General features: G+C 71.5%; 26 protein-coding genes. 8 read left to right on the plus strand and 18 right to left on the minus strand.

The window, feature by feature from the left end:
• Nucleotides 1-74 precede the first annotated feature (74 nt).
• The 8 genes from FM051_RS34900 to FM051_RS34930 all read right to left on the minus strand — a co-directional run bounded on the left by FM051_RS34900 (nucleotide 75) and on the right by FM051_RS34930 (nucleotide 7,030).
• A complete protein-coding gene (locus FM051_RS34900) occupies nucleotides 75-956 on the minus strand; it encodes a hypothetical protein (RefSeq protein ID WP_158850955.1) in 882 nt (293 codons plus the stop codon).
• Entirely contained in the window at nucleotides 953-1,084 is a 132-nt protein-coding gene (locus FM051_RS53370; RefSeq protein WP_274383830.1) for a hypothetical protein, read from the minus strand. Before FM051_RS53370 ends, FM051_RS34900 begins: the two co-directional genes overlap by 4 nt.
• 24 nt (nucleotides 1,085-1,108) lie before the next feature.
• Nucleotides 1,109-2,197, minus strand: a complete 1,089-nt coding sequence (locus FM051_RS34905; protein ID WP_238412881.1) for a glycosyltransferase — start codon at nucleotides 2,195-2,197, stop codon at nucleotides 1,109-1,111.
• Nucleotides 2,178-3,350 carry an O-antigen ligase family protein gene (locus FM051_RS34910; protein WP_158850957.1) on the minus strand — a complete coding sequence of 391 codons (1,173 nt, stop codon included), beginning with the start codon at nucleotides 3,348-3,350 and terminating at the stop codon, nucleotides 2,178-2,180. The genes FM051_RS34905 and FM051_RS34910 overlap by 20 nt, the downstream gene beginning before the upstream one ends.
• Nucleotides 3,347-4,297, minus strand: a complete 951-nt coding sequence (locus tag FM051_RS34915) for a polysaccharide deacetylase family protein (protein WP_158850960.1) — start codon at nucleotides 4,295-4,297, stop codon at nucleotides 3,347-3,349. Before FM051_RS34915 ends, FM051_RS34910 begins: the two co-directional genes overlap by 4 nt.
• Nucleotides 4,294-5,133, minus strand: coding sequence for a hypothetical protein (locus FM051_RS34920; RefSeq protein WP_158850962.1), 840 nt, complete (start codon nucleotides 5,131-5,133; stop codon nucleotides 4,294-4,296). Before FM051_RS34920 ends, FM051_RS34915 begins: the two co-directional genes overlap by 4 nt.
• A 440-nt stretch (nucleotides 5,134-5,573) precedes the next feature.
• Entirely contained in the window at nucleotides 5,574-6,533 is a 960-nt protein-coding gene (locus tag FM051_RS34925) for a hypothetical protein (RefSeq protein WP_158850964.1), read from the minus strand.
• On the minus strand, nucleotides 6,533-7,030 hold the full coding sequence (locus tag FM051_RS34930) for a SigE family RNA polymerase sigma factor (protein WP_158850966.1): 498 nt from the start codon (nucleotides 7,028-7,030) through the stop codon (nucleotides 6,533-6,535). The genes FM051_RS34925 and FM051_RS34930 overlap by 1 nt, the downstream gene beginning before the upstream one ends.
• A gap of 133 nt (nucleotides 7,031-7,163) precedes the next feature.
• Here FM051_RS34930 and FM051_RS34935 point away from each other — a divergent pair, with 133 nt between their 5' ends.
• Nucleotides 7,164-7,787 (plus strand): SAM-dependent methyltransferase, encoded by a 624-nt coding sequence (locus FM051_RS34935; protein WP_158850968.1) that lies wholly within the window; start codon nucleotides 7,164-7,166, stop codon nucleotides 7,785-7,787.
• Between the two features lie 126 nt (nucleotides 7,788-7,913).
• On the opposite strand, the gene FM051_RS34940 is transcribed toward FM051_RS34935, so the two are convergent.
• The 3 genes from FM051_RS34940 to FM051_RS34950 form a co-directional block, all read right to left on the minus strand.
• On the minus strand, nucleotides 7,914-8,474 hold the full coding sequence (locus FM051_RS34940; protein WP_158850970.1) for a hypothetical protein: 561 nt from the start codon (nucleotides 8,472-8,474) through the stop codon (nucleotides 7,914-7,916).
• 338 nt (nucleotides 8,475-8,812) lie between these two features.
• Nucleotides 8,813-9,688: an NAD-dependent protein deacetylase gene (locus FM051_RS34945; RefSeq protein WP_158850972.1), complete on the minus strand. Its 876-nt coding sequence runs from the start codon at nucleotides 9,686-9,688 to the stop codon at nucleotides 8,813-8,815.
• Nucleotides 9,689-9,760: 72 nt separating this feature from the next.
• Nucleotides 9,761-10,807 carry a LacI family DNA-binding transcriptional regulator gene (locus tag FM051_RS34950; RefSeq protein WP_238412878.1) on the minus strand — a complete coding sequence of 349 codons (1,047 nt, stop codon included), beginning with the start codon at nucleotides 10,805-10,807 and terminating at the stop codon, nucleotides 9,761-9,763.
• A gap of 68 nt (nucleotides 10,808-10,875) precedes the next feature.
• Here FM051_RS34950 and FM051_RS34955 point away from each other — a divergent pair, with 68 nt between their 5' ends.
• The 4 genes from FM051_RS34955 to FM051_RS34970 all read left to right on the plus strand — a co-directional run bounded on the left by FM051_RS34955 (nucleotide 10,876) and on the right by FM051_RS34970 (nucleotide 15,682).
• Nucleotides 10,876-12,828: a glycoside hydrolase 5 family protein gene (locus FM051_RS34955; protein WP_158850974.1), complete on the plus strand. Its 1,953-nt coding sequence runs from the start codon at nucleotides 10,876-10,878 to the stop codon at nucleotides 12,826-12,828.
• On the plus strand, nucleotides 12,825-14,054 hold the full coding sequence (gene manD, locus FM051_RS34960; protein ID WP_158850976.1) for a D-mannonate dehydratase ManD: 1,230 nt from the start codon (nucleotides 12,825-12,827) through the stop codon (nucleotides 14,052-14,054). The genes FM051_RS34955 and manD overlap by 4 nt, the downstream gene beginning before the upstream one ends.
• Before the next feature lie 5 nt (nucleotides 14,055-14,059).
• Entirely contained in the window at nucleotides 14,060-14,623 is a 564-nt protein-coding gene (locus FM051_RS34965) for a dihydrofolate reductase family protein (RefSeq protein ID WP_158850978.1), read from the plus strand.
• Between the two features lie 117 nt (nucleotides 14,624-14,740).
• The gene (locus FM051_RS34970; protein WP_158850980.1) at nucleotides 14,741-15,682 is read left to right on the plus strand and encodes a GNAT family N-acetyltransferase; all 942 of its coding nucleotides are present in this window, start codon (nucleotides 14,741-14,743) and stop codon (nucleotides 15,680-15,682) included.
• A 40-nt stretch (nucleotides 15,683-15,722) separates the two neighbouring features.
• Here the strand turns inward: FM051_RS34970 and FM051_RS34975 are convergent, their stop codons facing one another.
• From FM051_RS34975 to FM051_RS35005, 7 genes are all read right to left on the minus strand, one after another.
• Nucleotides 15,723-16,379 (minus strand): maleylpyruvate isomerase N-terminal domain-containing protein, encoded by a 657-nt coding sequence (locus FM051_RS34975; RefSeq protein ID WP_158850982.1) that lies wholly within the window; start codon nucleotides 16,377-16,379, stop codon nucleotides 15,723-15,725.
• Between the two features lie 47 nt (nucleotides 16,380-16,426).
• Complete coding sequence (locus FM051_RS34980; protein WP_158850984.1) at nucleotides 16,427-17,986, minus strand: serine/threonine-protein kinase; 1,560 nt, start codon at nucleotides 17,984-17,986, stop codon at nucleotides 16,427-16,429.
• Between the two features lie 83 nt (nucleotides 17,987-18,069).
• Nucleotides 18,070-18,915, minus strand: a complete 846-nt coding sequence (locus FM051_RS34985) for an amidohydrolase family protein (RefSeq protein WP_158850986.1) — start codon at nucleotides 18,913-18,915, stop codon at nucleotides 18,070-18,072.
• Complete coding sequence (locus tag FM051_RS34990; RefSeq protein ID WP_158850988.1) at nucleotides 18,912-20,054, minus strand: isocitrate/isopropylmalate dehydrogenase family protein; 1,143 nt, start codon at nucleotides 20,052-20,054, stop codon at nucleotides 18,912-18,914. Before FM051_RS34990 ends, FM051_RS34985 begins: the two co-directional genes overlap by 4 nt.
• Nucleotides 20,055-20,057: 3 nt before the next feature.
• A complete protein-coding gene (locus tag FM051_RS34995; RefSeq protein WP_158850990.1) occupies nucleotides 20,058-21,245 on the minus strand; it encodes an acyl-CoA dehydrogenase family protein in 1,188 nt (395 codons plus the stop codon).
• An 18-nt stretch (nucleotides 21,246-21,263) separates the two neighbouring features.
• Complete coding sequence (locus tag FM051_RS35000; RefSeq protein ID WP_158850992.1) at nucleotides 21,264-22,370, minus strand: acyl-CoA dehydrogenase family protein; 1,107 nt, start codon at nucleotides 22,368-22,370, stop codon at nucleotides 21,264-21,266.
• Nucleotides 22,370-23,326 (minus strand): U32 family peptidase, encoded by a 957-nt coding sequence (locus FM051_RS35005; RefSeq protein WP_238412879.1) that lies wholly within the window; start codon nucleotides 23,324-23,326, stop codon nucleotides 22,370-22,372. Before FM051_RS35005 ends, FM051_RS35000 begins: the two co-directional genes overlap by 1 nt.
• 307 nt (nucleotides 23,327-23,633) lie before the next feature.
• On the opposite strand from FM051_RS35005, the gene FM051_RS35010 reads away from it, so the two are divergent.
• Genes FM051_RS35010 through FM051_RS35020 form a run of 3 tightly spaced genes read left to right on the plus strand, consistent with a single transcriptional unit; the run spans nucleotide 23,634 to nucleotide 25,890 of the window.
• Nucleotides 23,634-24,632, plus strand: a complete 999-nt coding sequence (locus tag FM051_RS35010) for a zinc-dependent alcohol dehydrogenase family protein (protein WP_158850994.1) — start codon at nucleotides 23,634-23,636, stop codon at nucleotides 24,630-24,632.
• Complete coding sequence (locus tag FM051_RS35015) at nucleotides 24,629-25,459, plus strand: TIGR03619 family F420-dependent LLM class oxidoreductase (RefSeq protein ID WP_158850996.1); 831 nt, start codon at nucleotides 24,629-24,631, stop codon at nucleotides 25,457-25,459. The genes FM051_RS35010 and FM051_RS35015 overlap by 4 nt, the downstream gene beginning before the upstream one ends.
• A 59-nt stretch (nucleotides 25,460-25,518) precedes the next feature.
• The gene (locus FM051_RS35020; RefSeq protein WP_202919176.1) at nucleotides 25,519-25,890 is read left to right on the plus strand and encodes a hypothetical protein; all 372 of its coding nucleotides are present in this window, start codon (nucleotides 25,519-25,521) and stop codon (nucleotides 25,888-25,890) included.
• The last annotated feature ends 35 nt before the right edge of the window (nucleotides 25,891-25,925 follow it).

Genomic DNA, 25,925 nt, shown 5'->3' on the forward strand with positions numbered 1-25,925 from the left:
GGGTCGTTGTGTTTTTCCGGAGGCCCGATCGTATCTCATATACGATCCGACCTTTTCGCGGAACGTACCAGCCCTCAACACAACACCACCGCCACCACGGTCGCCGCGGCCGGCAGCGCGCCGACCACGGTCGCCAACTCGTCGTGCCGCCTGCTGCCAGCCGGAACGAGCACGATCACCGCGTCACCGTCGCCGGGCTCACCGGTCTTGTCCGGCAACCCGGCCGCCAGCGCCTCGGCGCGTTCGGTCAACTCGGGAACCACGGCCACGACGCGCGCCGGCCGTGCCGACGCCTCGCACAGCACCGTCAACCGCTGTGCCAAGCCGGGATCGTCGTCGGGCAGCACCGCGACCGGGTGCCGCACACCGCCGGCGGTCAGAGCCGCGCGCACCTGGTCACCGAGGCGGGTCCGGCGCAGGTGGCCGACCGCGTAGGCGGCCAGGCCCGCGACCACGGCCGCGACCAGGGCCAGGCCGAACGCCAACGGCCGGTCGGGTGCGATCCGCGTGGTCTCGGGTCGGTCGAGCAGGCGGAGCCGGGCGGCGGGTGCGAGCAGGTTGGCGTCCACCACGGCCTGTGCGATCCGCATCGCCGCCTGCGCGGCCTCGTCGGCGGTCGCCGCGCGCACCGACAGCCGGGCCAGGCCCGAGGCGGGCACCAGCTCCACCGACACACGCCGGGCCAGGTCTTCGATCGTGGTGCCCAGCTCGTCGGCGGGGGTGCGCAGCACGGACGGGCTGCGCGACACCTCGACCAGCGCGGGCAGTGCGAGGGCGACGACCTCGCCGTACTGCGCTCGCACGCCGGGTGCCTGGCCGTCGGGGGGTGGGTCGGTCGCCACCGCGAGCAAGCCGACGCGGCTCTCGTACTCCTCGCCGCCCAACTCGACGGTGAGCAGCACGGCCAGGGCGACCAGCAACGCGACGCCGAGACTGACCAGCAGCGGACGCTTCATGATGCCGCTTCCCATTCCTTGATCACGGCCCGTTTCCCGGAGGAGTTGGTGCCGGGGATGACTTGTGCCGTGCAGGCGGCGTTGACCAGGTCGGCCATCTCGTTCGGATCGATCGCATCCATCGCCACGAGCAGCTTCTTGCGCTTGAGGTTTCACACCGCCGCCGACTTCGGTGATCCACCGGTCGACAGCAAGGTGCGCAGGAGTTCGTCGTAGGACCGCATCAGCAGGCGCGGGTCGTGTTCGCGTTGGACCGACGCGCGCCCCGCCTCGCCGAGTTCGGCTCGTGCCCGGGTGTCGAACAGCAGTGACCGCAACGCTTCCGCCGTCGCGGCCGGGTCTCGGCGGGGCACCGTGACGCCGCCGCCACCGGCCAGCGCCTCGCGCACACCGTCCACATCGGTCGCCACGACCGGGCGGCCGGCGGCCAGTGACTCCAGCACCGCGATCGGCATGCCCTCCCAGTCGCTGGTCAGCACGGTGACGTCGGCGGCGGCGAGGAGGTCGGGCACGTCGCAGCGGTTGCCGAGGAACCGGACCCGGTCCTGGATGCCGAGGTCGGCGGCACGCCGGCGCAGCGCGTCCCGGCGGCTGCCGTCGCCGGCCAGCCACAGCACCGCCTCGCCGTCCAGCCTGGCCCACGCGTCCAGCAGCACGTCGTGTCGTTTCTGGGGTTCCAGGCGGGCCGGGCACAGCGCGACGGGCACGTCCGGGGCGACGCCGTGCACGGCGCGGACCGCGTTCCGATCCACCCGTTCGGGTTGCGGGAACACCGCGTTGGGTATCACCACCGGGTCGGGGACGCCCGCTGCGCGCAGCCGGTCGGCCGTCGCGTCGGCGACCGCGACGACCGTGCGCGAGGTGCGTTTGAGTATGCGGGCCGCGCCGGTGTAGTCGGCTTCGGCCACGCCGTGGAACACGGTCAGCAGCGGCAGGCGGCGGGGCAGCACGGCGAGCCGCGCGACGAGGCTGGCCGACACGTTGTGCGCCAGCACGACCTCCGGCCGGAAGCTGCGGATCGCGGCCTTGGTGGCGGTCGTCGCGCGCAGCACGCCGGTGGCCTTGCGCTGGGCCACCGGCACGGTGAACGTCGGCACGCCGAGCGCGCGCAACGCCTCGGCCCGGTGTCCGCCGCCGCTGGCGACGGCGGAGTGCCAGCCGAACTGCTCGCCCGACCGGGCCATCCCGGCGACCAGCGCTTCGGCGCCGCCGGTCCCCATCTCACTGATCACGTGGAGCACACGCAACGTTGCTCGTCCTCCTCAGGCGCAGGTCGGCCGCGGCCACGACCGCGACCAGCGACCACAACGGCAGGTAGTACTGCTGGGACAGGAAGGCGGAGGCGACCACGACCGCGATCAGGGACGCCTGCACGGCGACCACCGGCAGCGGGTCGGTGGTGGTGCGCCGCACGCGTTCGCTGGTGACCGCGGTGAGCACGAGGAGTGCGGCGAACAGCGCGAACCCGGTCAGGCCGAGTTCGGCGGCCACCTCCAGGTACATGTTGTGCGCCACCGGGCTCTGCTCGTCGATCTCGGCGTTGTGCGAGGCGGCGGGGTACGCCTCGCGGAACCCGCCCGGCCCGACGCCGAGGCCGGGGTTGTCGGCGACCACGCGGGCGGCGGCCTGCGAGCGCAGTTCGCGGGTGTCCACGTTGGTCCCGGCGATGTGGGTCTTCTCCCGCAACGCCCGGTCGAGCTCGGGTCCGGCGAACAGGACTCCCGAGACGCCGAGCACGGTGAGTGCCACCGCCGCGCCCGCCACCGCCTTGAGCGGCAGCGCGCGGCGGGCGAGCAGCCAGGCCACGGCGGCGGTGAGGGCGAGCGCGCCGCCTCGGGAGAACGTCGCCGCCGCGCCCGCGACGAGGGTGGTGGCGGCGAGGGCGAGGGTGACGCGTCCGGTTCGGCGGAGGGCCACGAGCAGCGGGATGGCCGCGACGAGGACGTAGGCGAGGTCGTTCGGGTCCTCCAGCGGGCCGGTCGCGCGCGTCTCGCCCGCCGCGAGCAGGCTGTACAGCGCGCCGACGGCGGCCACCACGGCGCCCGCGACGGTCGCCGCGAGGACCGCGCGGATCGGCACCTCGCGTGCGGCGACGTCCACCAGGATCACCGTGACCAGCAGGAACGGTAGCCAGCGGACCAGGTACTGCATGGTGAAGGCGCCGCCCGCGTGCAACGCCGACGACGCGAGCAGCACGATGGCGAACATCGCGAGGACCGCGTGCACCGGGTGCGGTTCGGGCGCTCGGCGTTGACGCACCCGGACCGCGACCCAGGTGACGGCGAGCAGCGCGGGCGGGAGTTTGGCCAGTTGGCCGTGTGCCTGGAGGAGGTAGCCCTCGAGCGGTGCGGCGAACACCGTCGCGCACGTGAAGGCCCGCAACAGCCAGGTCATCCGCCGCACCGCGCCAGCAGTCCGGTGTCGTGCTCGCGCAGGCCCGCTTCGAGCCGGTCGACGTGCGCGCCGGTGCCGACGACGTCGAAGTGGCCGCGCAGGGCGCCGAGCACCCAGCCCAGGAACTCGACCTTCCGCGCGCCGGGGACCGCCATGCCGGGGAAGAACTCCATGCCGGGTGCCTCGGCCGCGCCGAGCACGTCCGTGGGGTGCAGCAGCAACGACGGCTGCACGCCGCGCGCCCGGCACAGCCGCAACGCGGTGGTGAAGTAGCCACGGGCGAGGCGGGGTGATACCTGGTGCAGTTGGAGCAGGTAGGAGCCGTGGATCGGGACGCGCAGCAGCGGCATGGTGGTGACCGGCAGTTCGACCAGGCCCGTGCCGACGCGCCAGCGGTAGGCGGCGTTGGGTGCGCGGACGCGGGAGAAGCCGCCGAACAGGTCGCGTTCGCCGCCGGTCGGGGCGGTGCGGTTGTGGTAGGCGCGGGCGAGCGGGCCGATCCAGGTGGGCAGGGTGCTGGCGTCGTAGCGGTAGCCGCGTTCGGCGAGCAGCTCGAGGAGGTCGTGGGTGACGCTGTAGCCGGGGCCGCGGAAGCCGGTCGGGCGTGGGGCGCCGGCGGCGACGATCGCGTCCTCGGTGCGGGCGAGTTCGGCTTCGAGCCGGTCGCGGGAGTAGCGGTGCAGCCAGGGTTCGTGGCCGTAGGAGTGGTTGGCGACCTCGTGCCCTGCTCCGGTGATGGCGGCGACGGCCTGCGCGCCGTCCTCGCGTTCGACGTCCGCGCCGACGACGAAGACGGTCGTGGTGAGGCCGTGCGTGCCGAAGGCGTCCAGCAGGCGTGGCACGGCGGTGGGCAGGAAGCTGGGGCGGCGTTCCCACTCGGGGTCGCCGTGGGTTTTGAGGTAGGCCCAGAGGTTGTCCAGGTCGAGCGAGACGCTGGCGGTGTTCATCGGGCCACCTGTGCGGGGGATTTCGCGAGCCGGCCGGAGTAGCCGAGCAGGAGCACGCCGGTCACGACCAGGCCCACGCCGAGCACCACCCACCACTCGCGGCCGGGGGTGATCCGGTCGCCTAGGGCGGCGATGCCGATGACGGACGTGAGCACGACGGTGGTGGCGTCCATGGTGGCGACGGTCGAGGTGGCCGAGCCGCGGCGCAGTGCGAGGGCGAGGTAGGACTGGCCGACGAGGGCGGCGACGATCATCAACCACGCCAACGGGTACAGCGGGAGGGTGAGGAGCGGTTCGTCGGCGAGCGTGCGGCTGGTCATGGCGACCACGGCGAACGCCAGGCCCGCCGACGCGGCCAGTGGCACGACGCCGGCGATCCGGCGTTGGACCAGCCGGCGTTGGATCAAGACGAGCGCGGCCAGCGGGAGTCCGAAGAGGACGATGCCGAGGCCCGGCGGCACGTCGTGGGCGGCCGACGGTGTCGCCGCCGCGGCCAGCAGCACCAGTCCGGTCGCCATCACGACGAGCACGACGATCTCGACCGCGCGGACCCGCCAGCCGAGCACGGCGATGCCGAAGAGGGTGGCCAACCCGACCGCGCACGAGGACCCGGCCTGGACGAGGTAGAGCGGGAGTTCGGCGCGGGCGAGGAACGCCAGCGCGAAGCCGCCGACCTGTCCGGCGAAGCCCAGCAGGTAGAGCCGGTCGCGGAGGAGTCGGGCGAGCAACCCGAGCCCGCCGCCGCCTTCGTCGGCGCGCCGGGAGGCGACCGACTGGGCGACGATGCCCAACGCGTACAGCACCGCGGAGGCGGCGAGCTCGAGGTAACCAGTCACGCGACTCTTCCCATGGAGACACCCGGCGCGCGGTACGCGGTCGGTGTGATCCCGATATCGGAAGGGCAGCGTAGAACCCGGAAACCTTCGACACGTTCGAGCGATAGGCGGTTACACGATCGAGTTAACTTCCCGACTACGCAACGGCATTTCCGCTTCGGACGGTCGACATTCCCCGTGCCGGAGCGGCCGGCCCGGTGACCCGCTCGGCTTGGTCGGCCGAAGTCGGCGGCTGTTATCACCGCCGGCTTCGGCCGGGACCAGGCTCGGTCGGTGCGGGCAGGCGCGGCACGGGTGGGCGGCGCGGGGCGAACAGGGCAGGGCGGGCAGTTGTACCGGACGGGTGTTGCACTGGGCGGGGCGTTGCAGGGCAGGACAGGGTGGGACAGGGCAGGGCGGGTGTTGCGTCGGGCAGGCGTAGCGCCGGGCGGATCTGCGGGTCAGGTGGCGTCGGCTACCGCGAGGCCGATCCTGGTCAGCTGTTCCTCGGTCAACGGCAGGGTCTCGCGTCCCGCGCCGGTGCGTTCGAAGCCTCGTTGATCTTCCTGGACGGTGAAGTCGGGGCTGCCGAAGTTCAGCAGGCTGATCGCGTAGATGTCACCCGTCGGTGTGTAGACGCGGAGCACCTGGCTCAATGACTGGAACGGCTCGTTCGCCCGCACCGTGTAGTACTGGAGCACGGTGCCGTCCGACCGGACCAGGCGTCGTGGCGGGGCGCAGTTGCCCTCGGCGAACGCCTCCTCGTCGGCCGCCGCGAGTGGGGCGAGGGTGGTGTGGCCGGCCCTCAGGTCGACGCTGCCGGTGCCGTGCTCGTCGGTGACGTCGATCCACTGGGTGTGGCCGTCGACCGAGTCGGGGTGCTTCTGCTTGTTCGCCGGGAACGTTTGCGCGTGGAGCTCGCTCACCGTGGCCGGTGACGCGACCTGGCCCACGGCGAGCACCCAGGCGTTCAGCACCGGTGCGGGTGGGCGGGGGTTCAGCCAGGTCGTGTGCTGGCCGACGGTGCTCTGATCGCACTCCGGGATCGCCAGGATCTCGCGGCCGGCGGGCGGTGGTGCGGTCCACGCGGGGGTGAACGTGCCGTAGGGGGTGCGTGGCGGCTGGTTCACGGTCGTCCACTCGGGGCCGACGGTCGCGGGTGACGTGGTGACGAGTGGCGCGTTGGTCGTGCCGTCGGCGGGTGGCGAGTGGTCGGGTCCGGCGAGGCCGCTCAACGCCACCGTGCCGAACCCGACCACGCCGACGACCGCCAGCACGCCCGCCGCCGCGCCTGCCCGGCGCACCAGCAACCGGCGGCGGCCACGCCGCAGCACGTCCGCCACGTCCATCCTCGCGACGGGCGCTGGTCCGTCTACTTCGGACCGCAGCGCGCCGCTCAACTCCTGCTCGTTCTCCCACATCACGCACTCCCCGGGGTCACCGCGCCGCGATAGGCCTCGCGGAGCGTCTTCAAGCCCTTGGCGGTCTGGCTCTTGACCGTGCCCGTCGAGCACCGCAGCGCCTCCGCCACCTGCTCGACCGACAGGTCGTGCACGTACCGCAGCACCAGCACGGCCCGCTGCCGGGGCGGGACGTGCTGCAACGCGGCCAGCAGCGGCTGGCGTTCGTCGGCGCCCGACGTGTCCGCATCGACCGCGGACTCCGGTGGTGAGGCGACGGTCTGCTCGCGTTGTCTCCCTCTGCGCCGTGTGTCGAGGAACAGCCTGGTCACCACGGTGCGCAGGTACGCTTCCGCGGTTCCCTGTCGCACCTTGGGCCAGTGGACGTAGATGCGGACGAACGCGTGCTGAGCGATCTCCTCCGCCTCCACCCAGTCACCGCACAGCGCGTAGGCCGTGCGTCGAGCCGGGTCGAACCGGCTCGCGAAGAACCGGGAGAACTCGTCGTCGCGTTTCACCCGTTGTCCTCCCCCATGTCTGCGGTCACCACAACTACGCAGTTGTCTCCCGGCGGGTTGCCCCGGGCCTCGGTGTTGCCGGATCAGCAACTTTTGTTGCCGGTTGGGCGCGCATGGTCGCAGGATCGGGGGCATGGACACCACAGAGGAGTTTTGGGAGACGTTCTACCGGGACCGCGATCAGGTCTGGACCGGCAAGGCCAACGAGTTGCTGGTGCGGGAGGTCGCGCACCTGGCGCCCGGCACCGCGTTGGACCTCGGGTGCGGGGAGGGAGGTGACGCGTTGTGGCTGGCCGAGCAGGGCTGGGTGGTCACCGCGGTCGACGTGTCCACCACCGCGTTGGCCAGAGGCGCGGCGCGGGCCACCGAGGCGGGTCTGGCCGCGCGCATCGACTGGCAGCGGCACGACCTGGGGCGCTCGTTCCCGACCGGCGTGTTCGACCTGGTCTCGGCGCAGTTCCTGCACTCGTCGGTGGCCCCGGAGGGTGAGCGCGAGAGCATCCTGGCGCGGGCGGCCGAGGCGGTGGCGCCCGGTGGCGTGCTGCTGATCGTCGGGCACGCCGAGTGGGCGTCGTTCCAGCGGCACGACCCGCCGGTGGAGTACCGGTTCCCGACCAACGCCGAGGTGCTGGCGTCGTTGAAGCTCGATGGGGGGTGGGTAGTTGAGGTGGACGAGTCGGTCGAGCGTGAGATGACCGGGCCGAACGGTGAGCACGGCACGCGCGCGGACCACGTGCTGCGGCTGCGTCGGACCTGAGCCGGACCAAGCCGAGACGGCCCGTGGTGGGCCGTGGCCTGACCGTGGTGGGCCGCCGCCGAGGTCTTGCCCGGTGGTGGGACATCCTCGGCGGCGGACCCGCGGTTTCCGCGGCGCGGTCGGGTATTACTTGTCGATGAATTCGATCAGGAAATCCACCAGGACTTTTTCGATGGGGTCGACGCAGGGCACCTCGTTGTCCAGGGGCACCGCGACGGGCTCTCCCCGGCCGTCCTCCCAGTGCAGCAGGGCGGCCAACCCCTGGCTGGATTCGTAGAACGTCCGGCTGATCTGCCGGTCCATCGGCGCGCCGGAGGGGGTGTGGGTGAGGTGGATGGTGAACTCACCCTGCCCGCTGGTCGCGACGCAGTTGCCGTAGGCATTTGCCGTGGCCTGGAAGGTGCCGGTGCCGACCACCGGCTCGCCGTCCACCGTCAGCGTGCAGGCGGCGGTGCCGGTCGGGCCGTTGGACGTGACCCTGAGGTGCTCCTTGACCAGGCTCAACCCGGGGTTGACGTCGACGACGACATCGACGTTGCAGACGCCGACGACGTTCTCCGGCGGCGCGGCCACCGCCGTGGTGGCGGCGGCCGGGCCGCCCAGCAGTGCCGCGAGCGACAGCGCGAGCAGCGCTCTCCGGATCGCGGCGGCATGGTGGTGTCGACCGGATTGGCGGTGTTTCATCATATATGTGTCCTTTGTTGTGAATGGCGTGGCTCACCGGCCGGCGGCACCGGTCGTGACGAGCCACGGCCACAGCGGATTCATTCGCCGCCGATCCGTGGATTCGGCAGCGACCGCGAAACCAACAGCTACGCCGGGTTTCGGGGAATACCCCGGGACAAGTAGGCGCGACCGCCTGGTGGAGCCTATGACGGAACGCCGAACGGACCCGGCCGTCGTCATTCTTATGCCGACGGAAAACGCCCCGTTCGGCCCAATCGGCCGGAATGGTCCATCGACAACGGGCGAGCGGAGACCTGGTCGTGTCCCCGATCGGCCGCGCCGGGGTGCCGTCGCGGCGACTACGCCAGGCGGGAGAGCAGGGAGGTCAGGGCCGCGCCCAGGGGCAGGTCGACGCGGACGGTCGCGTGGGCGTCGCCCCTGGTCTGGCCCTTGTTGACGATGAGGACGGGTTTACCGGCGGTCGCGGCGTGCCGGACGAACCGCAGGCCGGACATGACGGTCAGCGAGGAGCCGAGCACGAGCAGCGCGTCGGCGGAGTCCACCAGCCGGTAGCACTGCTCGACGCGCGGTCGGGGCACGTTCTCGCCGAAGAACACCACGTCCGGTTTCAGCACGCCCGAGCCGCAGTCGGCGCACTCGACCAGTTGGAACGAGCGCACCTCGTGATCGGGCAGGTCGACGTCGCCGTCGGGGTTGATCCGGGTGGCGGTGGCCTCGAACGCGGGGTTGGCGGCGCGGAACCTGCGGTCGAGGTCTTCGCGAGGGCTGACCGCGCGGCAGTCCAGGCAGATCACCCGGTCGAGGCTGCCGTGCAGGTCGACCACGTCCGATGTGCCCGCGGCCTGGTGCAGGCCGTCGACGTTCTGCGTGATCACGCCGGAGAGGTAGCCGCGGGCGTGCAGTTCCGCCACCGCGTGGTGGCCGGTGTTCGGCGCGGCGCGGGCGATGGTCCGCCAGCCGAGGTGGCTGCGCGCCCAGTAGCGGCGCCTGCCCTCGACGCTGCCGACGAACTCGTCGTAGGTCATCGGGGTGTGCTTGCGCAGGCTGCCGGACTCGCCCCGGTAGTCCGGGATACCGGATTCCGTGGACAGGCCGGCGCCGCTGAGCACGAGCACCCGGCCTTCGGCGACGACCCGCACGACCTCGTCCAGGCTGGTCGTGCGCGGCAACGGCGCACCGGTCGCCGTCCAGCTCAACGTGGGCCGTGTGCGCATGCGGTCCACTTTACGTCGAGCGTGGGCGCTTCCGGCTGGTCAACGTTTCGGTGTGGTCAGCGCCGGGGGTGGTCAGCGCCGGGGTGTGGTCAGCGGTCCGGTCGACTCGCGGATCACCAGTTCGGGCGAGCGGATGTCGATCGACGCGTCCTCGATCTCGTCCAGCGACGCGAGCAGCACGCGGGCCGCCGCCCGGCCGAGGCCGACGAGGTCCTGGCGCACGGTGGTGAGCTGCGGGTAGACGAGTTCGCCGAGCGGCAGGTCGTCGTGGCCGATCACGGACAGGTCGCCGGGCACGTCCACGCCGAGCCGGCGGGCCGCGCTCATGCCGGCCACGGCCATCGAGTCGTTGGCGAACAGGACGGCGGCGGGGCGTCGGCGGTCTTCCAGCAGCCTGCCGACGGCGTCGACCGCACCGGCCGCGGTGAAGTCGGAGACGATGGTGTGGCTGGGCGCGAGGCCGTGCGCCGCCAACGTCTCCTCGAACACCCGCCGCCGGTGGAGCGTGTGCACCCGGTCCTCGGGGCCGGAGACGTAGGCGATGCGCCGGTGGCCGTGCGCCACCAGGTGCTCGACGGCCGACCTGATGCCGTTGTCCAGACCGGTCGCCTGCACGGCGGGCACCGGGTCGTCGCGCCACGGCGTGCCGATCAGCACGGTGTTCATGCCGAGGGTCCGCAGCAGTTCGAACCGGGTGTCGCCGATCAGGCTCTCGGTGAGCACGACACCGTCGACCCGGCGTTCGTCGGCCAGCCTGCGGTAGGCGGCCTCCTCGGCGCGCGGCTCCTCGCCGACGATGTGCAGCAGCAGGCCGTACCCGAGCGGGGACAGTTCGCTCTCGATGCCGGAGATGAGCAGGGTGAAGTGCGGGTCGGCGCTGAGCAGGTCCGGTGAGCGCTTGGCGACCATGCCGATGGCGCGGGTCTTCGCGCCGCGCAGGGCGACCGCGGCGGCGGACGGGGTCCACTGGAGCTTGCTCGCGGCGGTCAGGACGCGTTCGCGGGTGGGCGCGGAGATGCCCGCCTTGCCGTTGACGACCTTCGACACCGCCGCCACCGACACCCCGGCCAGGGCCGCCACGTCCGCGATCGTCGGCTTGCCCGGTCCGCGTCCCACCACGCCGCAAACGTTACACCGACCGGTGGTCGTACCTCGACACACGGCTGGTAAAACGATATACCTGGGCGATGCAGCGCAACTCCGCCAAGCTCGCCGACGCCGACGGCGCACCACTGGTCTGGGTAGGGGTCAACTACTGGTCGCGCACCGGTGGCCCGCTGATGTGGCGCAACTACGACCCGTCCGTGGTGGACGAGGAGCTGCGCACGATGCGCGACCACGGCATCGGCCTGACCCGCAGCTTCTTCTACTGGCCGGACTTCATGCCGACCGAGGACTCGCTGGACGAGAAGCTGCTGACCAGGTTCGACGACTTCCTCGACCGGCACCGGGCGTTGGGGATGCGGACGGTCCCGACGTTCGTCGTCGGGCACATGTCGGGCCAGAACTGGGACCCGGCGTGGCGGAACGGCCGGGATGTCTTCACCGACGAGTCGTTCCTGGACCGGCAGCGCTGGTACGTCCGGGAGCTGACCGCGCGGTGGAAGGACCACGAGGCGGTGGCCGGGTGGCTGCTGAGCAACGAGATCCCGATCTACGCCGACTGGCGGTCGCGGGGTATCGGCACGCTCGACGCGGAGGCCGTGACGGCGTGGGCGGCGGCGTTGATCGGCGAGATCCGGGCGGCGGGCGCGACGCAGCCGGTGTCGGTCGGTGACGGCGCGTGGGGTGTGGAGATCACCGGGCTGGACAACGGTTTCCGAGTCCGCGACCTGGCGCCGTTGATCGATTTCCACGGGCCGCACGTGTACCGGATGGAGGACGACCAGCTGCGGCTGCACCTCGGCGCGGCGTTCGTCTGCGAGTTGCTCGACATCGGCGGCAAGCCCGTGGTCATGGAGGAGTTCGGCGTGACGTCGGACTACGTGTCCGAGGCCAACGCCGCGCACTACTACCGGCAGATCCTGCACACGACGTTGCTCGCGGGCGCGACCGGCTGGATACCGTGGAACAACACCGATTACGACGGGTTGGCCGACCAGGAGCCGTACCGGCACCACCCGTTCGAAATGCACTTCGGGTTGACCGACCACGAGGGGCGACCGAAGCAGCAGCTGCGGGAGGTGCACGCGTTCACGGAAGTGTTGCGGCGCACCGATTTCGCGCGGTTGCGGCGGCCGGACACGCGGATCGCGCTGCTGGTGTCGTCGTTCCTGGAGGCGCCGTACCCGTTCACGCAGCCCGAGGACGCGACGAGCGTGGCGAACAACTCGCGGCAGGCGTACATCGCGGCGCGGGAGGCGGATCTGCCGGTGGGTGTGGTGCGCGAGCTGGACGGTGTGCCGGACGACTGCGCGCTGTACCTGGTGCCGTCGGTCAAGCAGCTCACCGCGCCGACGTGGCGGACGTTGGTGGAGCGGGCTTCGGCGGGCGCCGTGGTGTACGCGTCGTACTTCGTCGGGGAGCACCGGACGCAGCGCGGTCCGTGGTGGCCGAAGCTGGACGAGACGTTCGGCGTGGTGAAGCAGCTGCGGTACGGGCTGGTCGACCCGATCGAGGACGACGAGCTGCGGATGGAGTTCGTGCGGGACTTCGGCGGCATCGGCGCGGGCGAGGAACTGGTGTTCCGGGTCGGCGGTACGGAGAACTCCCGGGCGTTCCTGCCGGTGGTGCCTGATGGCGCGGAGGTGGTCGCGGTCGACGGCCGGGGTCGGCCCGCGTTGCTGCGGCACCGGGTCGGTGACGGGTGGGTGGTGTTGTGCACGTACCCGTTGGAGCACATGGCCGCGATGACGCCTCGGGTGAACCCGGAGCCGACGTGGCGGCTGTACGCGGCGCTGGCGGCTTCGGCCGGTGTGCCGCCCCGGGTGTCGGTCGACGACCCGCTGGTGATGACGGGGTTGATGGAGCACGCGGACGGGCGGGTGTTCGCCTGGTTCGTGAGCCAGCACGCGTCGCCGGTCGTGGTGGAGCCGGTAGTGGCGGACGGGGTGTTGGCGACGTTGGACGGTGAGCCGTTGCGTGCGGTGGAACTCGACGCCTTCGGCGTTGTGGTGGCGGAAGTGCGGAGGGGCGCGTGAAGATCGCCGCGGTGGATGTCGTGGTGACCAGTCCGGGGCGGAACTTCGTCACGCTCCGGATCACCACGGAGGACGGGATCACCGGTCTGGGTGATGCGACGCTCAACGGCCGTGAGCTGGCGGTGGAGGCGTACCTGCGGGAGCACGTCGTGCCGCTGCTGATCGGGCGGGACGCGCACGACATCGAGGACACCTGGCAGTACCTGTACCGGGGCGCGTACTGGCGGCGTGGTCCGGTGACGATGGCCGCGATCGCCGCCGTCGACACGGCGTTGTGGGACATCAAGGCCCGCGTCGCCGGGATGCCGCTGTACCAGTTGCTGGGCGGTGCGTGCCGGGTCGGCGCGTTGGCGTACGGGCACGCGTCGGGGCGTGACCTGCCGGAGCTGTTCGACTCGATCCGGCTGCACCTGGAGCTCGGGTTCCGGGCGATCCGGGTGCAGACGGGCATTCCGGGGCTGGACACCGTGTACGGCGTGGCGGCGTCGGCGGCGGGTGGTGGTGACCGGTACGACTACGAGCCGGCGCGGGCCGGTGTGCTGCCGGTGGAGGAGAGCTGGGACACGCGGGCGTACCTGCGGCACGTGCCGAGCGTGTTCGAGGCGGTGCGGGCGGAGTTCGGGCCGGAGCTGCCGTTGCTGCACGACGGTCACCACCGGATGACCCCGATCGAGGCGGCCCGGTTGGGCAAGTCGCTGGAGCCGTACGACCTGTTCTGGTTGGAGGACGCCACACCCGGTGAGGACCAGGCGGCGTTGCGCCTGATCCGGCAGCACACCACCACGCCGTTGGCGATCGGCGAGGTGTTCAACTCGATCCACGACTACACCACGTTGTTGAGCGAGCGGTTGATCGACTACGTGCGTTCGGCGGTCACCCACACCGGTGGTGTGACGGGGTTGAAGAAGGTGCTGGACTTCGCCGCGGTGTACGGGATCAAGTCGGGGATGCACGGGCCGACGGACATCTCGCCGGTCGGCATGGCCGCCGCGTTGCACCTGGACCTGGCGGTGCACAACTTCGGCATCCAGGAGTACATGCGGCACACCCCGGCGACCTTGGAGGTGTTCCGGACGTCTTACACGTTCGTGGATGGCCTGCTGCACCCGTCCGACACGCCGGGGTTGGGCGTGGAGCTGGACCTGGACGCCGCGGAGCGGTTCCCCTACCGTCCGGCGTACCTGCCGGTGAACCGGTTGGCGGACGGCACCCTCCACGACTGGTGAGGTTCATGGGGAAGATCATCCACATCGCGGCGGTGTCCCTCGACGGCTTCTTCGAGGGACCGGACCGCGAGATCGACTGGCACCTCGTCGACGACGAGCTGCACCAGCACTTCAACGACAAGTTGTCGCGGATGGGCGCGTTCCTGGCCGGGCGGCGCACCCACGCGCTGATGGCCGAGTTCTGGCCGACCGCCGACCGCGATCCGGCGATCTCGGGGCCGATGGCCGAGTTCGCGCGGATCTGGCGGGAGATGCCGAAGATCGTGTACTCGCGGACGTGGGAGTCGACGGACTGGAACACGACCATCCTGCGCGAGGTGGTGGCGGACGAGGTGCTGGCGCTGAAGGCTTCGACCGGTGGGGATCTGTCGTTGGGCAGCGCGGACCTGGCCTCGACGTTCCGGCGGCTCGGGCTGATCGACGAGCACCACCTGTACGTGAACCCGGTCCTGCTCGGACGAGGGCGACCGTTGTTCGGGCCGGCGGACGACCGGACGGACCTGGACCTGATCGACAGCCGGACCTTCGGCAACGGCGTGGTGCTCCTGCGCTACCGGGTTGGAAGCTGAGCCGACGAGCGGGCGGCTGGTGGCGTTCGACGACCGGGTGCGGGCGACCACCCACCAGACCCTGGCCCGGCGAAAACGCGATCGACAGGGCCGGACGGCCGGCGCACCATGTCCGCCATGGACGCCCTTCCCACCGGTCACACCGTCCGGCCACCAAAGCTGGACGACGCCGAGACGGTCCTCGGCCTGGTGCAGGCGTACACGACGGCGGTCGTGGGGTTCGCCGACTACACGCTCGACGACGTGCGGGACGAGTTGACCAGGCCGGAGTTCGACCCGGAGCGCGACGCGTGGCTGGTGTTCGACGCGGCGGGCGCGGCGGTCGGGTACGCGACAGCGGACGGCAAGAGCGGCAGCGACGAGGTCGACGTGGACGTGGTCTCGGCGGACCCGGCCGTGACGGACTGGCTGTTCGCGCGGGTGCTGGACCGGGCACGCGAGATCGGGCGCGAGGGCGGGCACGACAAGGTCGCCGTCGACCAGTGCGTCTACCGGGACGACGTGTCGCTGCGGGCGCGGGTGGGTGCGCTCGGGTTCCAGGTCGCCACCACGTTCCACCGGATGCGGATCGACCACGCCGGTGCCGTGCCGCCGCCGTCACCCGTGGCGGGGCTGGTGCTGCGGCAGGCGGTGGACGAGGACGTGCGGCGGGTCGTGCACGAGGTGTGGAACGCGTCGTTCGCCGGGCAGTTCGGGTTCGTGCCGAAGCCCTACGAGGCGTGGCACGAGAAGCTGGACCGCAAGTCGATCTTCGACTGGTCGGGGATGTGGCTGGCCGAGCTGGACGGGCGGCCGGCCGGGTTCCTGGAGTGCACCGACCAGTTCGCCGACGAGAACTGCGGGTACGTCGGCCACCTGGGCGTGGTGGCCGAGGCGCGCGGGCGGGGTGTGGCGAAGCACCTGCTGCGGCACGCGTTCAGCGTGGACGCGGGTGCCGGGCGGGTGGGCACGATCCTGCACGTCGACTCGAACAACCCGACGCCCGCGCTCGGCCTCTACGAGTCGGTGGGGATGCGGCCGATCCTGGTGATCGACGTGTGGCGCGGCGACTTCACCTGACCGGCCTCAGGTGACGAAGTACCCGATGGCGCACGGCTGATCACCCGAGGACGAACGGGAGTTTCGCGGCCGGTTCGCCCAGTTCGGCCTTCTCCGCGTCGGTCGGTGCACGTCGGCCGGTGCCGATCAGCAGCGCGTCCTTGTCGGAGAAGGACTCGGGGAACGCGGTGCCGGCGATCTTCTCCAGCATCTCGCGCGACCGGGCGAGGCCTTCGGCGGGCGGTTCCGCCGCGTCGGGGAGGTGCGCGATCAGGTCGAGGTGGTGCAGCGTCCATTCCAGGACGTACGCGGTGAGGTAGTCGCCCGCGGTGAGGACCTGGTCGCGCGTGCCGATGCGGACCGCGGGGTCGGCGAGTTCGGCGGCGCGACCGGCGGCGGAGCCGATGTCGTCGAGGTGGGACTTGAGCAGCCGCGGCTCCTCGTACGCGGCGGCCAGCCGGACGGTCAGCGCGTCGAGCGGGTCGTCGCCGGTCGGCGGCGTCCGGGTGACCTCCCAGTAGGTGACCGCGTCCCGGGTCGGTTCGGTCTCGGTGGGGGTCGCGAGGGTGATCAGGACGTCCTGGGCGTCGATGACCAGGTGGCACACCAGGTCCCGGACGAGCCACCCGGCACAGCCGGACGGCCGCGCGAAGTCCTCGTCCGGGACCTCGGCGACCGCCGTGCGCAACGCCGTCCAAGAGCGTGAGAACAGCTCCACACCGGCAAGGTAGTGCGGTGCCGGAACGGCGGACAAGCGTGCGCGCCCTAGTTCCCGTTCTGCCTGTCGATCGCCCACTGCCCGTTGACCTTGACCAGCGTGTACACGTTCTGCTCGGACTGGGTCCCGCCGGACTTGAACGTGTACGACACGGTCGCCGACACCGTGTCCGGCCCCACGGCCTGCACGTTGCTCACGCTGACCGCGCTCATCTGGCCCCACCACCCCTGGTAGTCGGCGAAGGTCGGGCTCCAGTTGGCCTTGAAGCGGTCGGTGAGCCGGCTGTACGCGGCTTCCGTGTTGCCCGGCAGGAGGCCGTAGTAGTCGCTCAACGCCTGGTCCGCGCCGATCTCGGCGGGCGGCTGGGTGGTGGTCTGGGTCGTGGGCTCCGGCTGCGCGGTGGTCGTGGGCTGCTCCGCCGGGACCGTTCCGGTGGGCTGGGTGGTGCCGGGGTCGGCGTTCGCGGGCTGGGTGGAGGCTTCGCTGCCGGTGGTCGGCCCGGCCGTCGTGGTGTTGTCGCCCTCGCCCCGGTTGACCAGGTACACCACCACGGCGGTGGCGATCAGGGCGACGATCGCGAGCGCGGCGAGCGCCTTCCGGTCACCTCGCCGTTCTTCCGAAGGTGCGGGCACGGGGTCGACGGGTGCGGGCGGGGTGGGCGGCTGCTGAACCGGTGCGGACTGGGCCGGTGCGGACTGGGCGGGCGTGGACTGGGCCGGCGTGGACTGCGGAGGCTCGACCGGCGCGGGCATCACCGCGGTCGGCGTCGGTGTCGGTGCGGGCACCGGAACCGGGACCGGGTGCCCGTCGAACCGCACGTCCCGCAGCATCTCCGCCGCCTCGGCCATGGTCGGCCGGGTCTCCGGGTTCGAGTCGAGCAGGCGCATCAGCACCGGTGTCAGCGGTCCGGCGTTCCGCGGTGGCGGGAACCGGCCGTCGGCGACCCGGTGCAGCAGGGCGATGGTGTTGCCGTCCTGGCCGAACGGCGGCGCGCCCTCCAGCGCCGCGTACAGGGTCGAACCCATCGCGAACACGTCGGCCGGGAACTCGCCCTTGCCGCCGCGCGCCACCTCCGGCGCCAGGTAGGCGGGTGTGCCGACGAGCATCCCGGACGCGGTGACGGTCGCTTCGTCGGCCGCGCGCGAGGTGCCGAAGTCGGTGACCTTGACCGTGCCGAACTCGGTGACCAGCACGTTGCCCGGCTTCACGTCCCGGTGCACGACGCCTGCCTTGTGCGCGGCGGCCAGTCCGGACGCCAGCTGCACGCCGTACCGGGCCACCTCGTCCGGCGGCAGGGGGCCGCGTTCGGTCATCACCGTGGCCAGGCTGCGGGACGGCAGGTACTCCATGATCAGCCACGGGTGGCCGTCGTGCTCGACGACGTCGTACAGCGCGATCACATTGGCGTGCTGCAACCGTGCCGCGATGCGTCCCTCCCGGACCGCGCGGTCGATCGACTCCTGGTCGAAACCGGTGCGGGACAGCAGTTCCTTGACCGCCACGATGCGGCGCAACCGCTGGTCCTCCGCCCGCCACACCACCCCCATACCACCAGAGCCGATCCTCTCAGTCAGCCGGTACCGGCCGGCGATCGTGCGGTCCTCCACCCGTGCTCCCAACGTCGCGCGCACGCCCGGCGACGGGTACCCGATCGTGTCACCCCTCGAACGTGCGTTTCAGTGGTAACACTTCAGGTGGTCGTTTGTCCGTTCACCACGCGGGTCCAGCCCAGCCATGTGAGCAGCGCACCACCGAGCACCAGGTCCCGTTCCGCGCCGCCGAGGTACGGCACCGCTTCGGTGAACAGGCGCAAGTTGTCGGTGTAAGCGCAGGGCAAGCGGGTCCAGTCGCTGCCCCAGAACACGCGGTCGGGTCCGAACGCCTCGATCACTTGTCGCAACGGGTCGTGCAGGTCGGTGAAAGGGTAGCGCCGCGCCGAGTGGCACGGCAGCGCGGTCGCCTTGACCGCGACGTTCGGCAGGTCCGCCAACGCCAGCAGGTCCGGCAGGTGCGCGAACGCGTCCGGGCCGGTCGTGCCCAGCGGCACGTTCAGGTGGTCCACCACCAGCCGCACGCCCCGGTACCGGCGCGCGACCGTCCTCAGTGGACCGGACAGGCCGGGTCCGTACACCATGACCGGCAGTTCGACGGCGGACGCGGCGGCCCAGAACCAGTCCAGCCCGCCGGTGGAGAACACCGTCCGCCACGGCTCGCGGTGCAGGGTGAGGCGGACGCCGAGCATGCCGGACTCCCGCCAACCGGACAGCGTCCGCGCGGCCGGGTCGAGCGGGATCCGGCCCATCACGGCGAACCGGTCGGGGTGCCGCCGGGCCGCGTCGAGCACCACGTCGTTGCGGTCGCCTTCCCACGACGGCGGCACCAGCACGGCCCGGTCCACACCGGCGTCGTCCAGCACCGCCAGCGTCTCGGCGACGGTGGGCGGCACGTCCCGGTGCGCCATCCCGCGGCCGTCCCCGGGCCACGGCCGGTCCGGGCTGTCGGCCGCCCACAGGTGCACCTGGGCGTCGACGATCACCGTCGGTCCGGGACGAGTTCGGCGATGATCGCGCTGGTCACGGCCGAGCCGGACGCCGCGCGTTCGGGACCGACCAGGTCGTAGGTCAGCGTCTCCCCCTTGCCCAGCACGGTCCGCACGGCGGAGTAGACGTCCTCGGCCGCCGCGGTCGACGCGTCGTCGGAGTGCCGGTCGCCGAGCCACCGCAGCATCTCGGCGGCGGCCAGCACGGTGGCCATCGGGTTCACCCGGTCCCGGCCGACGTGCTTGGGCGCGGAGCCGTGGATCGGTTCGAACATGCCGTGCCGGTCGCCGATGTTGCAGCCGACCGACATGCCCATGCCGCCCTGCAACGCCGACGCCAGCTCGGTGATGATGTCGCCGAACATGTTGGGCGCCACGACCACGTCGTAGTGCTCGGGCCGCCGCACCAGCCACTGGGTGAACGCGTCGACCAGCACGACCTCGCGTTCGACATCCGGGAACTCCTCGCCGATCTCGTGGAAGACCCGCACGAACAGCCGGCAGCCGTGCAGCACGTTGTCCTTGACCACGCACGTCACCCGCCGCACGCCGTCGACCCGGGCGCGCAGCGCCGCCGCCTCGAACGCGCGGCGGATGATCCGCTCGCTGGCGGGGCGGGTGACGATCCGGGTGTCGATGGCGACCTCGCTGGTCCCGGCCGCCTTCATCATCCCGCCGACGCCCGCGTACAGGTCCTCGGTGTTCTCGCGGAAGAACACCATGTCGACGTCCTCCGGCTCCCACACCTGCCGGTGCCGTCCGGAGATCAGGTGCCGCACGCCGGGCAGCAGCTTCACCGGCCGCACGTTGGCGTACAGGTCGAGCCCGATCCGGTTGCCGACGATCGCCGACCAGCCCGCCATCTTCCCGTCCGGCCGCAGCGCGGTGCCGGAGCCGTCCGGCGCGGGCCAGCCGATCGCGCCGAGGAGGATGGCGTCCGCGGCGGCGCACCGCTGTTCCGCGCCGTCCGGCCAGTCCCGCCCGTGTTCCAGGAAGTACCGCGCGCCGCCGGGGATCTCGTCGTAGGCCAGGTCGAGCCCGCGGTGCGCGGCCACGGCGTCGAGCACCCGCCGCGCGTGCGCGACGACCTCCACGCCGACGCCGTCACCGGGCAGCAACGCGATCGAGTAGACCACCGGTCAGCTCCCCAATCCGGTCGGGTCCAGGTCGAGCCCGGTGCCGACCAGCCTGCTGCCGCCGTACTCGACGGGCAGCCCCAGTTGCTGCGCGACCAGTTCGCGCAGCCGGTTCGACGCGAAGCCGCCGATGACGTTCATCGGCGCGTCCCGGCTCAGCCGCTCCACCGCGTTGCCCGGCATGAGCCCGGCCGAGCCGAGGATCTGCACGGCGCGTTGCGTGACGCGCACGGCCATCTCGGTGGCGAACGGTTTGAGCATGCCGACCAGGTCCTGCACCAGCCTGCCCTCGGTGCGGTGCCACGCGCAGCGGTAGGCGAGCAGCCGGGCGGCGTCGATCTCGGTGCGCATGTCGGCCAGTTGCGCCTGCACGGCCTCCATCCGGCCCAACGGCCCGCCGAACGCCTGCCGGGTGCGGGCCCGGTCGAGTGCGGCGTCGAACGCGGCCTCGGCGATGGCGATCGACGCGATGGAGATGAACAGCCAGCCCCACGCCATGCCTTCGGGGAACTGCTCCAGCCGCAGCGGCACCACGTCCCGCGCCTCGACCTTGACCTCGTCGAACACCAGCCCGCCCCACGGCATCGCGCGCAACCCGCCGTGCGGCATGGGGTACGTGCGCACGCCCGGCTGCCGCAGGTCGACGAACGCGTAGCACCACCCGTCCGGGTGATCTTCGAGGCGGGAGAACACGACGGCGAGGTCGGCGTTCGTGGCGTTGGTGATGCGCGCCTTCTCACCGCTGATCACGTAGTCGTCGCCGGCCCGCCGCACGGTCGTGGTGTAGGTGCCCGCGTCGCTGCCCGATTCCAGTTCCACCACCGGGAAGCACGCCAGCCGGTCACCGGCCAGCAGCGGGTCGGTCAGCCGCCGGTGGACGTCCGGGTCGCCGTAGGTGTGGATCAGCTTCACGCACACCAGCGCGGACATGGTGGCCGACCAGAACGTGCTCGGGCACGCCCTGGCCAGGGCTTCCATCGCCCGCGCCTGGGTGACGCCGTCCACGCCGAGGCCACCGACCGCCTCCGGGTGGAACACCCGGAGGTAGCCGCTGTCCACCACGTCGCGCCAGTTCTGCTCCGGCAGCACGCCGGTCGCGTCGGCATCGGCGGCCCGTCGTGCGATGCCGGCGAACCGGCCTTCCAGGTCGGCGACCAGCTTCGCGTCGTCGTCGTCCAGCGAGTAGTCCATCTTCAGTCCCGGTCCCTGTCAGTTCGCGCCCAGCAGCGATTCGGCGATCACGGCGCGCAGCACGTCGGTCCCGCCGGCGGAGGCGGCGAACGCGACCGAGTCGCGGTGCAGCCTGACGATCACGTCGTCCGGGGCGAGTCCGGCGGCGACCCCGGTCGCCGACAGCAGCGCCTCGGTGAGGAAGAGCTTGGCCATGGCGGGATCGCGGCGGGGCGTGCCGCCGCCCGAACCGAGTTCCCACGCCGCCCGGTACAGCAGGTCGGCGGCCAGTTCGGTCCTCGTCCGCACGTCCACCACGGCCAGCCGCACCGACTGCGACCGGGCGAGCGGTGCGCCGAACCCGGTCCGTTCCGCCGCCAGCCGCACGGCCCGCCCGCCGAGCCCGCGCAGCAGGCCGAGCCACGGCGCGGCCAGGCACGTGCGGTCGAGGGCGGCGAGCAGCGGGATCAGCTCTTCGGTGGCCCGGCCCGGCTTGCCGAGCACGGCGTCGTCACCGACTTCGCAGCCGGTCAGCACCAGCTCGCCCACCGGGCACGTGCGCAGCACCGCCGGTTCGTCGACGGGCCGCACGGCCAGGCCCGGCGTGTCCCGGTCGAGCAGGAACGCCGTGCGCGAGCCGTCGCCGGAGATCGCCGTGACCAGGAAGTGGTGCGCGACCGGGGCGTTGGCGACGGTGTGCTTGCCGCCGTCGAGCCGCCAGCCGTGCGCCGTGCGCAACGCGACGATCTCGTCGCCGGTCTCGGACGACGCGACCGCGCCGACCCGTTCACCGGACACCACGTGGGACAGGTGGCGGTCCCGCTGGGACCGGCTGCCGAGGGTGGCGATCGGCACGCCGAACAGCACGCCGTGGATCGTGGCGGAGAGGGCGAGACCGGCGTCGTCGCCGCCCTCGCCGAACCCCTCCAGCAGGGCCACCGCCTCCAGCGGGGTGGCGCCCCGCCCACCGTGTTCGGTGGGCAGGGCGACACCCAGGACACCGGCCGCGCCGAGCGTGGTGAACAGGTCCGGATCCCAGCCGGCCCGCGCGTCCCTGGCAGGGGCACTCGGGGCGACCAGGGTCCGGCCGGTGTCCAGGCCGCGCTCCCGCAGTTCGGCGAGCCCGCCGTCGAAGGCGAACTCCATCAGACCGTAACCGGCACGCAACGCTGCGGCGACAGGTCGCTGATGTACTTCGCCTCGATACCGGATTTGCGCAAGTATTCCAATGCGAGCGCGACCCGCTGCACGCGTTGGTTGATGGTGTTCTCACTGACCGGGTCGTGCGGGTGGGACTGGGCGCTGGCGCCGATCTTCAGCATCATCGGCGAACAGATCTGAACCAGCTCCGGCACTTCGTAGAACCGAATGAAACCGCCTTTGCTGCCGTAGACGTCGGTCGGCAGGTCGATGGTGAGGTCCGGCGCGGCCTTGCGCATGTCCTGGAGCACCGGGAGACCGAGGTCGTGGATGGTGGTGACGCTGTTCGCGCCATTTTCCGCGTACACTTTCGCGGTCAGCGGGTTCGAGATGATGCAGTGCGACGACACCTTGATCATCAGGTCCGCGGGCAGCGCGCCCGCGGTGCGCATCTCGGACAGCATGCGGATCACGCCCAGGTCGTAGGCGATGAGGCCGCGGCAGCCCATCTCGGTCAGCCGCAGCGCCTCCTCGGCCGACTGGGCCATGGCGTCGTTGTTGTTGACCCGGCGGCCCTGGGACGCGCCGAACCCGCCCCGGTAGAACGCGGCCTTGCGGTCGTACTCGGGGCGCGGGCCGAGCGCGAACACCATGCCGACGCCGTTTTCCCTGCACAGGGCCAGCATGTCGGCCACTTCGGCGTCGGACAGCAGGAACGCGCCCAACGTCTCGTTGAAGCGGGTGACGGGCAGGCCTTCGGCCTGGAGCCGGCTGAGCGTGGCCTCCAGGACCTTGAAGCTGTTCACCACGGGGATCTCGACGCCGTAGTGGCCGCCGTCGGTGAACTCCCGGCCGGAGGGCTCCAGCGGGATCTCGTCGCTGTACGGCAGGCCGTGCTCACGCAGCCACGTTCGGGCGCGGGACGCACCCCTGGTTAATTCAGAATCCAACGTCGCGGTCACGTTACCTCCCCATATGGGAATTTCGGCGGAGTGTGGTGATTGTGCGGGGATTGTGCGAATTCGACCGGCAACGGGCACCGAACAGCCCGGCCGCAGAAAGTTAGCAGGATCGGCCGGGAAATCGCCATCACCCGTTCAGGCGTCACACTCCTGATCCGAATGGACGCCACTCCGCCGAACACGGGTCGCGATGCCGAGGCATGCTCCTCAGCCGTGTTCCAGGCGAACTTTAGTCGTATTTGACTTCCAAATGCGTGAGACCCAGATCACAATGCATTCGGCACGAGTACGGCGGATGCTGGAGCACATGGTGCTCGCAGTGCGATTCCACGAACTCGGCGGTCCGGAAGTACTGCGATTCGACGATATCCCGTTGCCCGAACCCGGACCCGCAGAATTGCGGTTGCGAGTGGCCGCGATAGGGCTGAACAGGGCGGAGGTGAACTTCCGCCGCGGCACCTACATCGACAAGCCGCGGTCGCTGCCGTGCGGGCTCGGCTACGAGGCGGCGGGCGTCGTCACGGCGGTGGGTCCGGACGTGACCGGGTTCGCGGTGGGCGACCCGGTGAGCGTGGTGCCCGCGTTCTCGCAGAACGACTACGGCACGTACGGGACGGAGGTCGTGGTGCCCGTCGCGGCCGTCGTGCGGCGACCGGCCGAAGTGGACCCGGTGATCAGCGCGGCGGCGTGGATGCAGTACCTCACGCCGTACGGGGCGTTGGTCGACATCGGCGGGATGCGGGCCGGTGACCACGTGGTGGTGACGGCGGCGACCAGCAGCGTCGGCCTGGCCGCCATCCAACTGGCCCGGCTGGTCGGCGCGCTGCCGATCGCGGTGATCCGGTCGTCGGACAAGGCGGACGCGGCCAAGGCCGCCGGTGCGGTGCGGGTCGTCGTGAACTCGCCCGACCTGGTGCCGGAGGTGCTGGAGGAGACGGACGGGCGGGGCGCGGACTTCGTGTTCGACGCGGTCGCCGGTCCCGGTGTGCGCGACCTGGCGCGGGCCACCGCGACCGGTGGTCAGCTGATCGTGCACGGTACGTTGAGCGGGGAGCCGACACCGTTCCCCGGCACGGAGGGTATGCGGGCTTTGGTGATGCGCAGCTACACGTTGTTCGAGATCACGCGCGTGCCGGAACGGTTGCGGCGGGCCGAGCGGTTCATCGGCGCGGGGTTGGCGTCGGGCGCGCTGCGGCCGGTGGTCGACCGCACGTTCGACCTGGCCGACATCGTGGCCGCGCACGAGTACCTGGAGTCGGGCGCGCAGGTCGGCAAGGTCGTGGTGACGGTCGGTGAGGCGTCGTGAAGTTCGGGTTCATCGCCTTCCCCACCCGCGAGTCGATCCGGCCGGGTGACTTCGCGGCCCTGCTGGAGTCCCGCGGCTTCGAGTCCCTGTTCTACCCCGACCACACGCACATCCCCGCCGTGACGCCGGAGTACTACGACGTGGCGGGGCTGGCGCCGGAGTTCAAGAACGGCCTGGACCCGTTCGTCGCCCTGGCCGCCGCCGCGCAGACCACGACGACCCTGACCATCGGCACGGCGGTCGCGCTGGTCACCGAACGGGATCCGTTCGTGACCGCGAAGGCCGTGGCTTCGCTGGACGTGCTGTCAGACGGCCGGATGCAGTTCGGCGTCGGCCCCGGCTGGATCTACCAGGAGCTGCGCAACCACGGCGTGCGGCCGGAGGACCGCTGGGCGGTGATGCGGGAACGGGTCGAGGCGATGCAGGAGATCTGGACGAAGGACGTCGCGAGCTACCACGGCAAGTTCGTCTCGTTCGACCACGTGACCTCGTGGCCGAAGCCCGTGCAGGAGCGGATGCCGATCCTGGTCGCGGGCAACGGTCCCACGGTGGCGCAGCGCGTGATCGCGTACGGCGACGAGTGGATCCCCATGGCCAGGCCGGGCGTGCTGGACGAAATCGCCCACTTCCGCCGCACCGCCCGCAAACCCGGCTCCGACGAACCGATCCCGGTGACCCTGTTCGGCGGCGCTCTGGAGGACATCGCCCTGTACGAACGCGCGGGTGTGGACCGCTGCCTCTTCTGGCCCCGCCCGATGGACCTCGAGGACACCACCGATTTGGTGGACAAGGTGGCCCTGTCGTTGGGCGCCCGCCTGTCGACGTGAGCCGGTGGAGCCCAGTCCGGGGCCTCGTCCGGGGCCGGGGGACGTTGTAGCGTTCGGCCGTGATCACGAGCTCCCCCAACCGCCCTGGCGTGGCGTCCGGTTTGAGGTTCCTCACCGAACTGGTCGCTTGGGTCGCCACGCCTTGGGCGTTGTGGGACGTCTCCTGGGTGCTGTCGGTGCTGTCCGTCGTGGTGCTGATCGGGTTGCCGACTGTGTTCGCCACGCCCGGGGACAAGCCTCACGTGGTGGTGCCAGCGCCCGGGTACGTGACGATCGCGCTGGTGGTGCTGCAGGTCGTGGCGGCCGTCGTGTCGTCGTGGATCGCCTGGCACCCGGTCGCGGCGGGCGCCGTCACGGCGTTGGCGGCGGCGTCGGTGGTCGCCGAGTTGCCCCGGTGGCGGTGGCTGGCCGGGGCGGCCCGTCAGGCCTGACCACTGGTGTCCGTTCTCCGGTGTCGCGGGCGGTG

The organism is Saccharothrix deserti (assembly GCF_009769385.1).
In the GTDB taxonomy this organism is placed as follows: domain Bacteria; phylum Actinomycetota; class Actinomycetes; order Mycobacteriales; family Pseudonocardiaceae; genus Actinosynnema; species Actinosynnema deserti.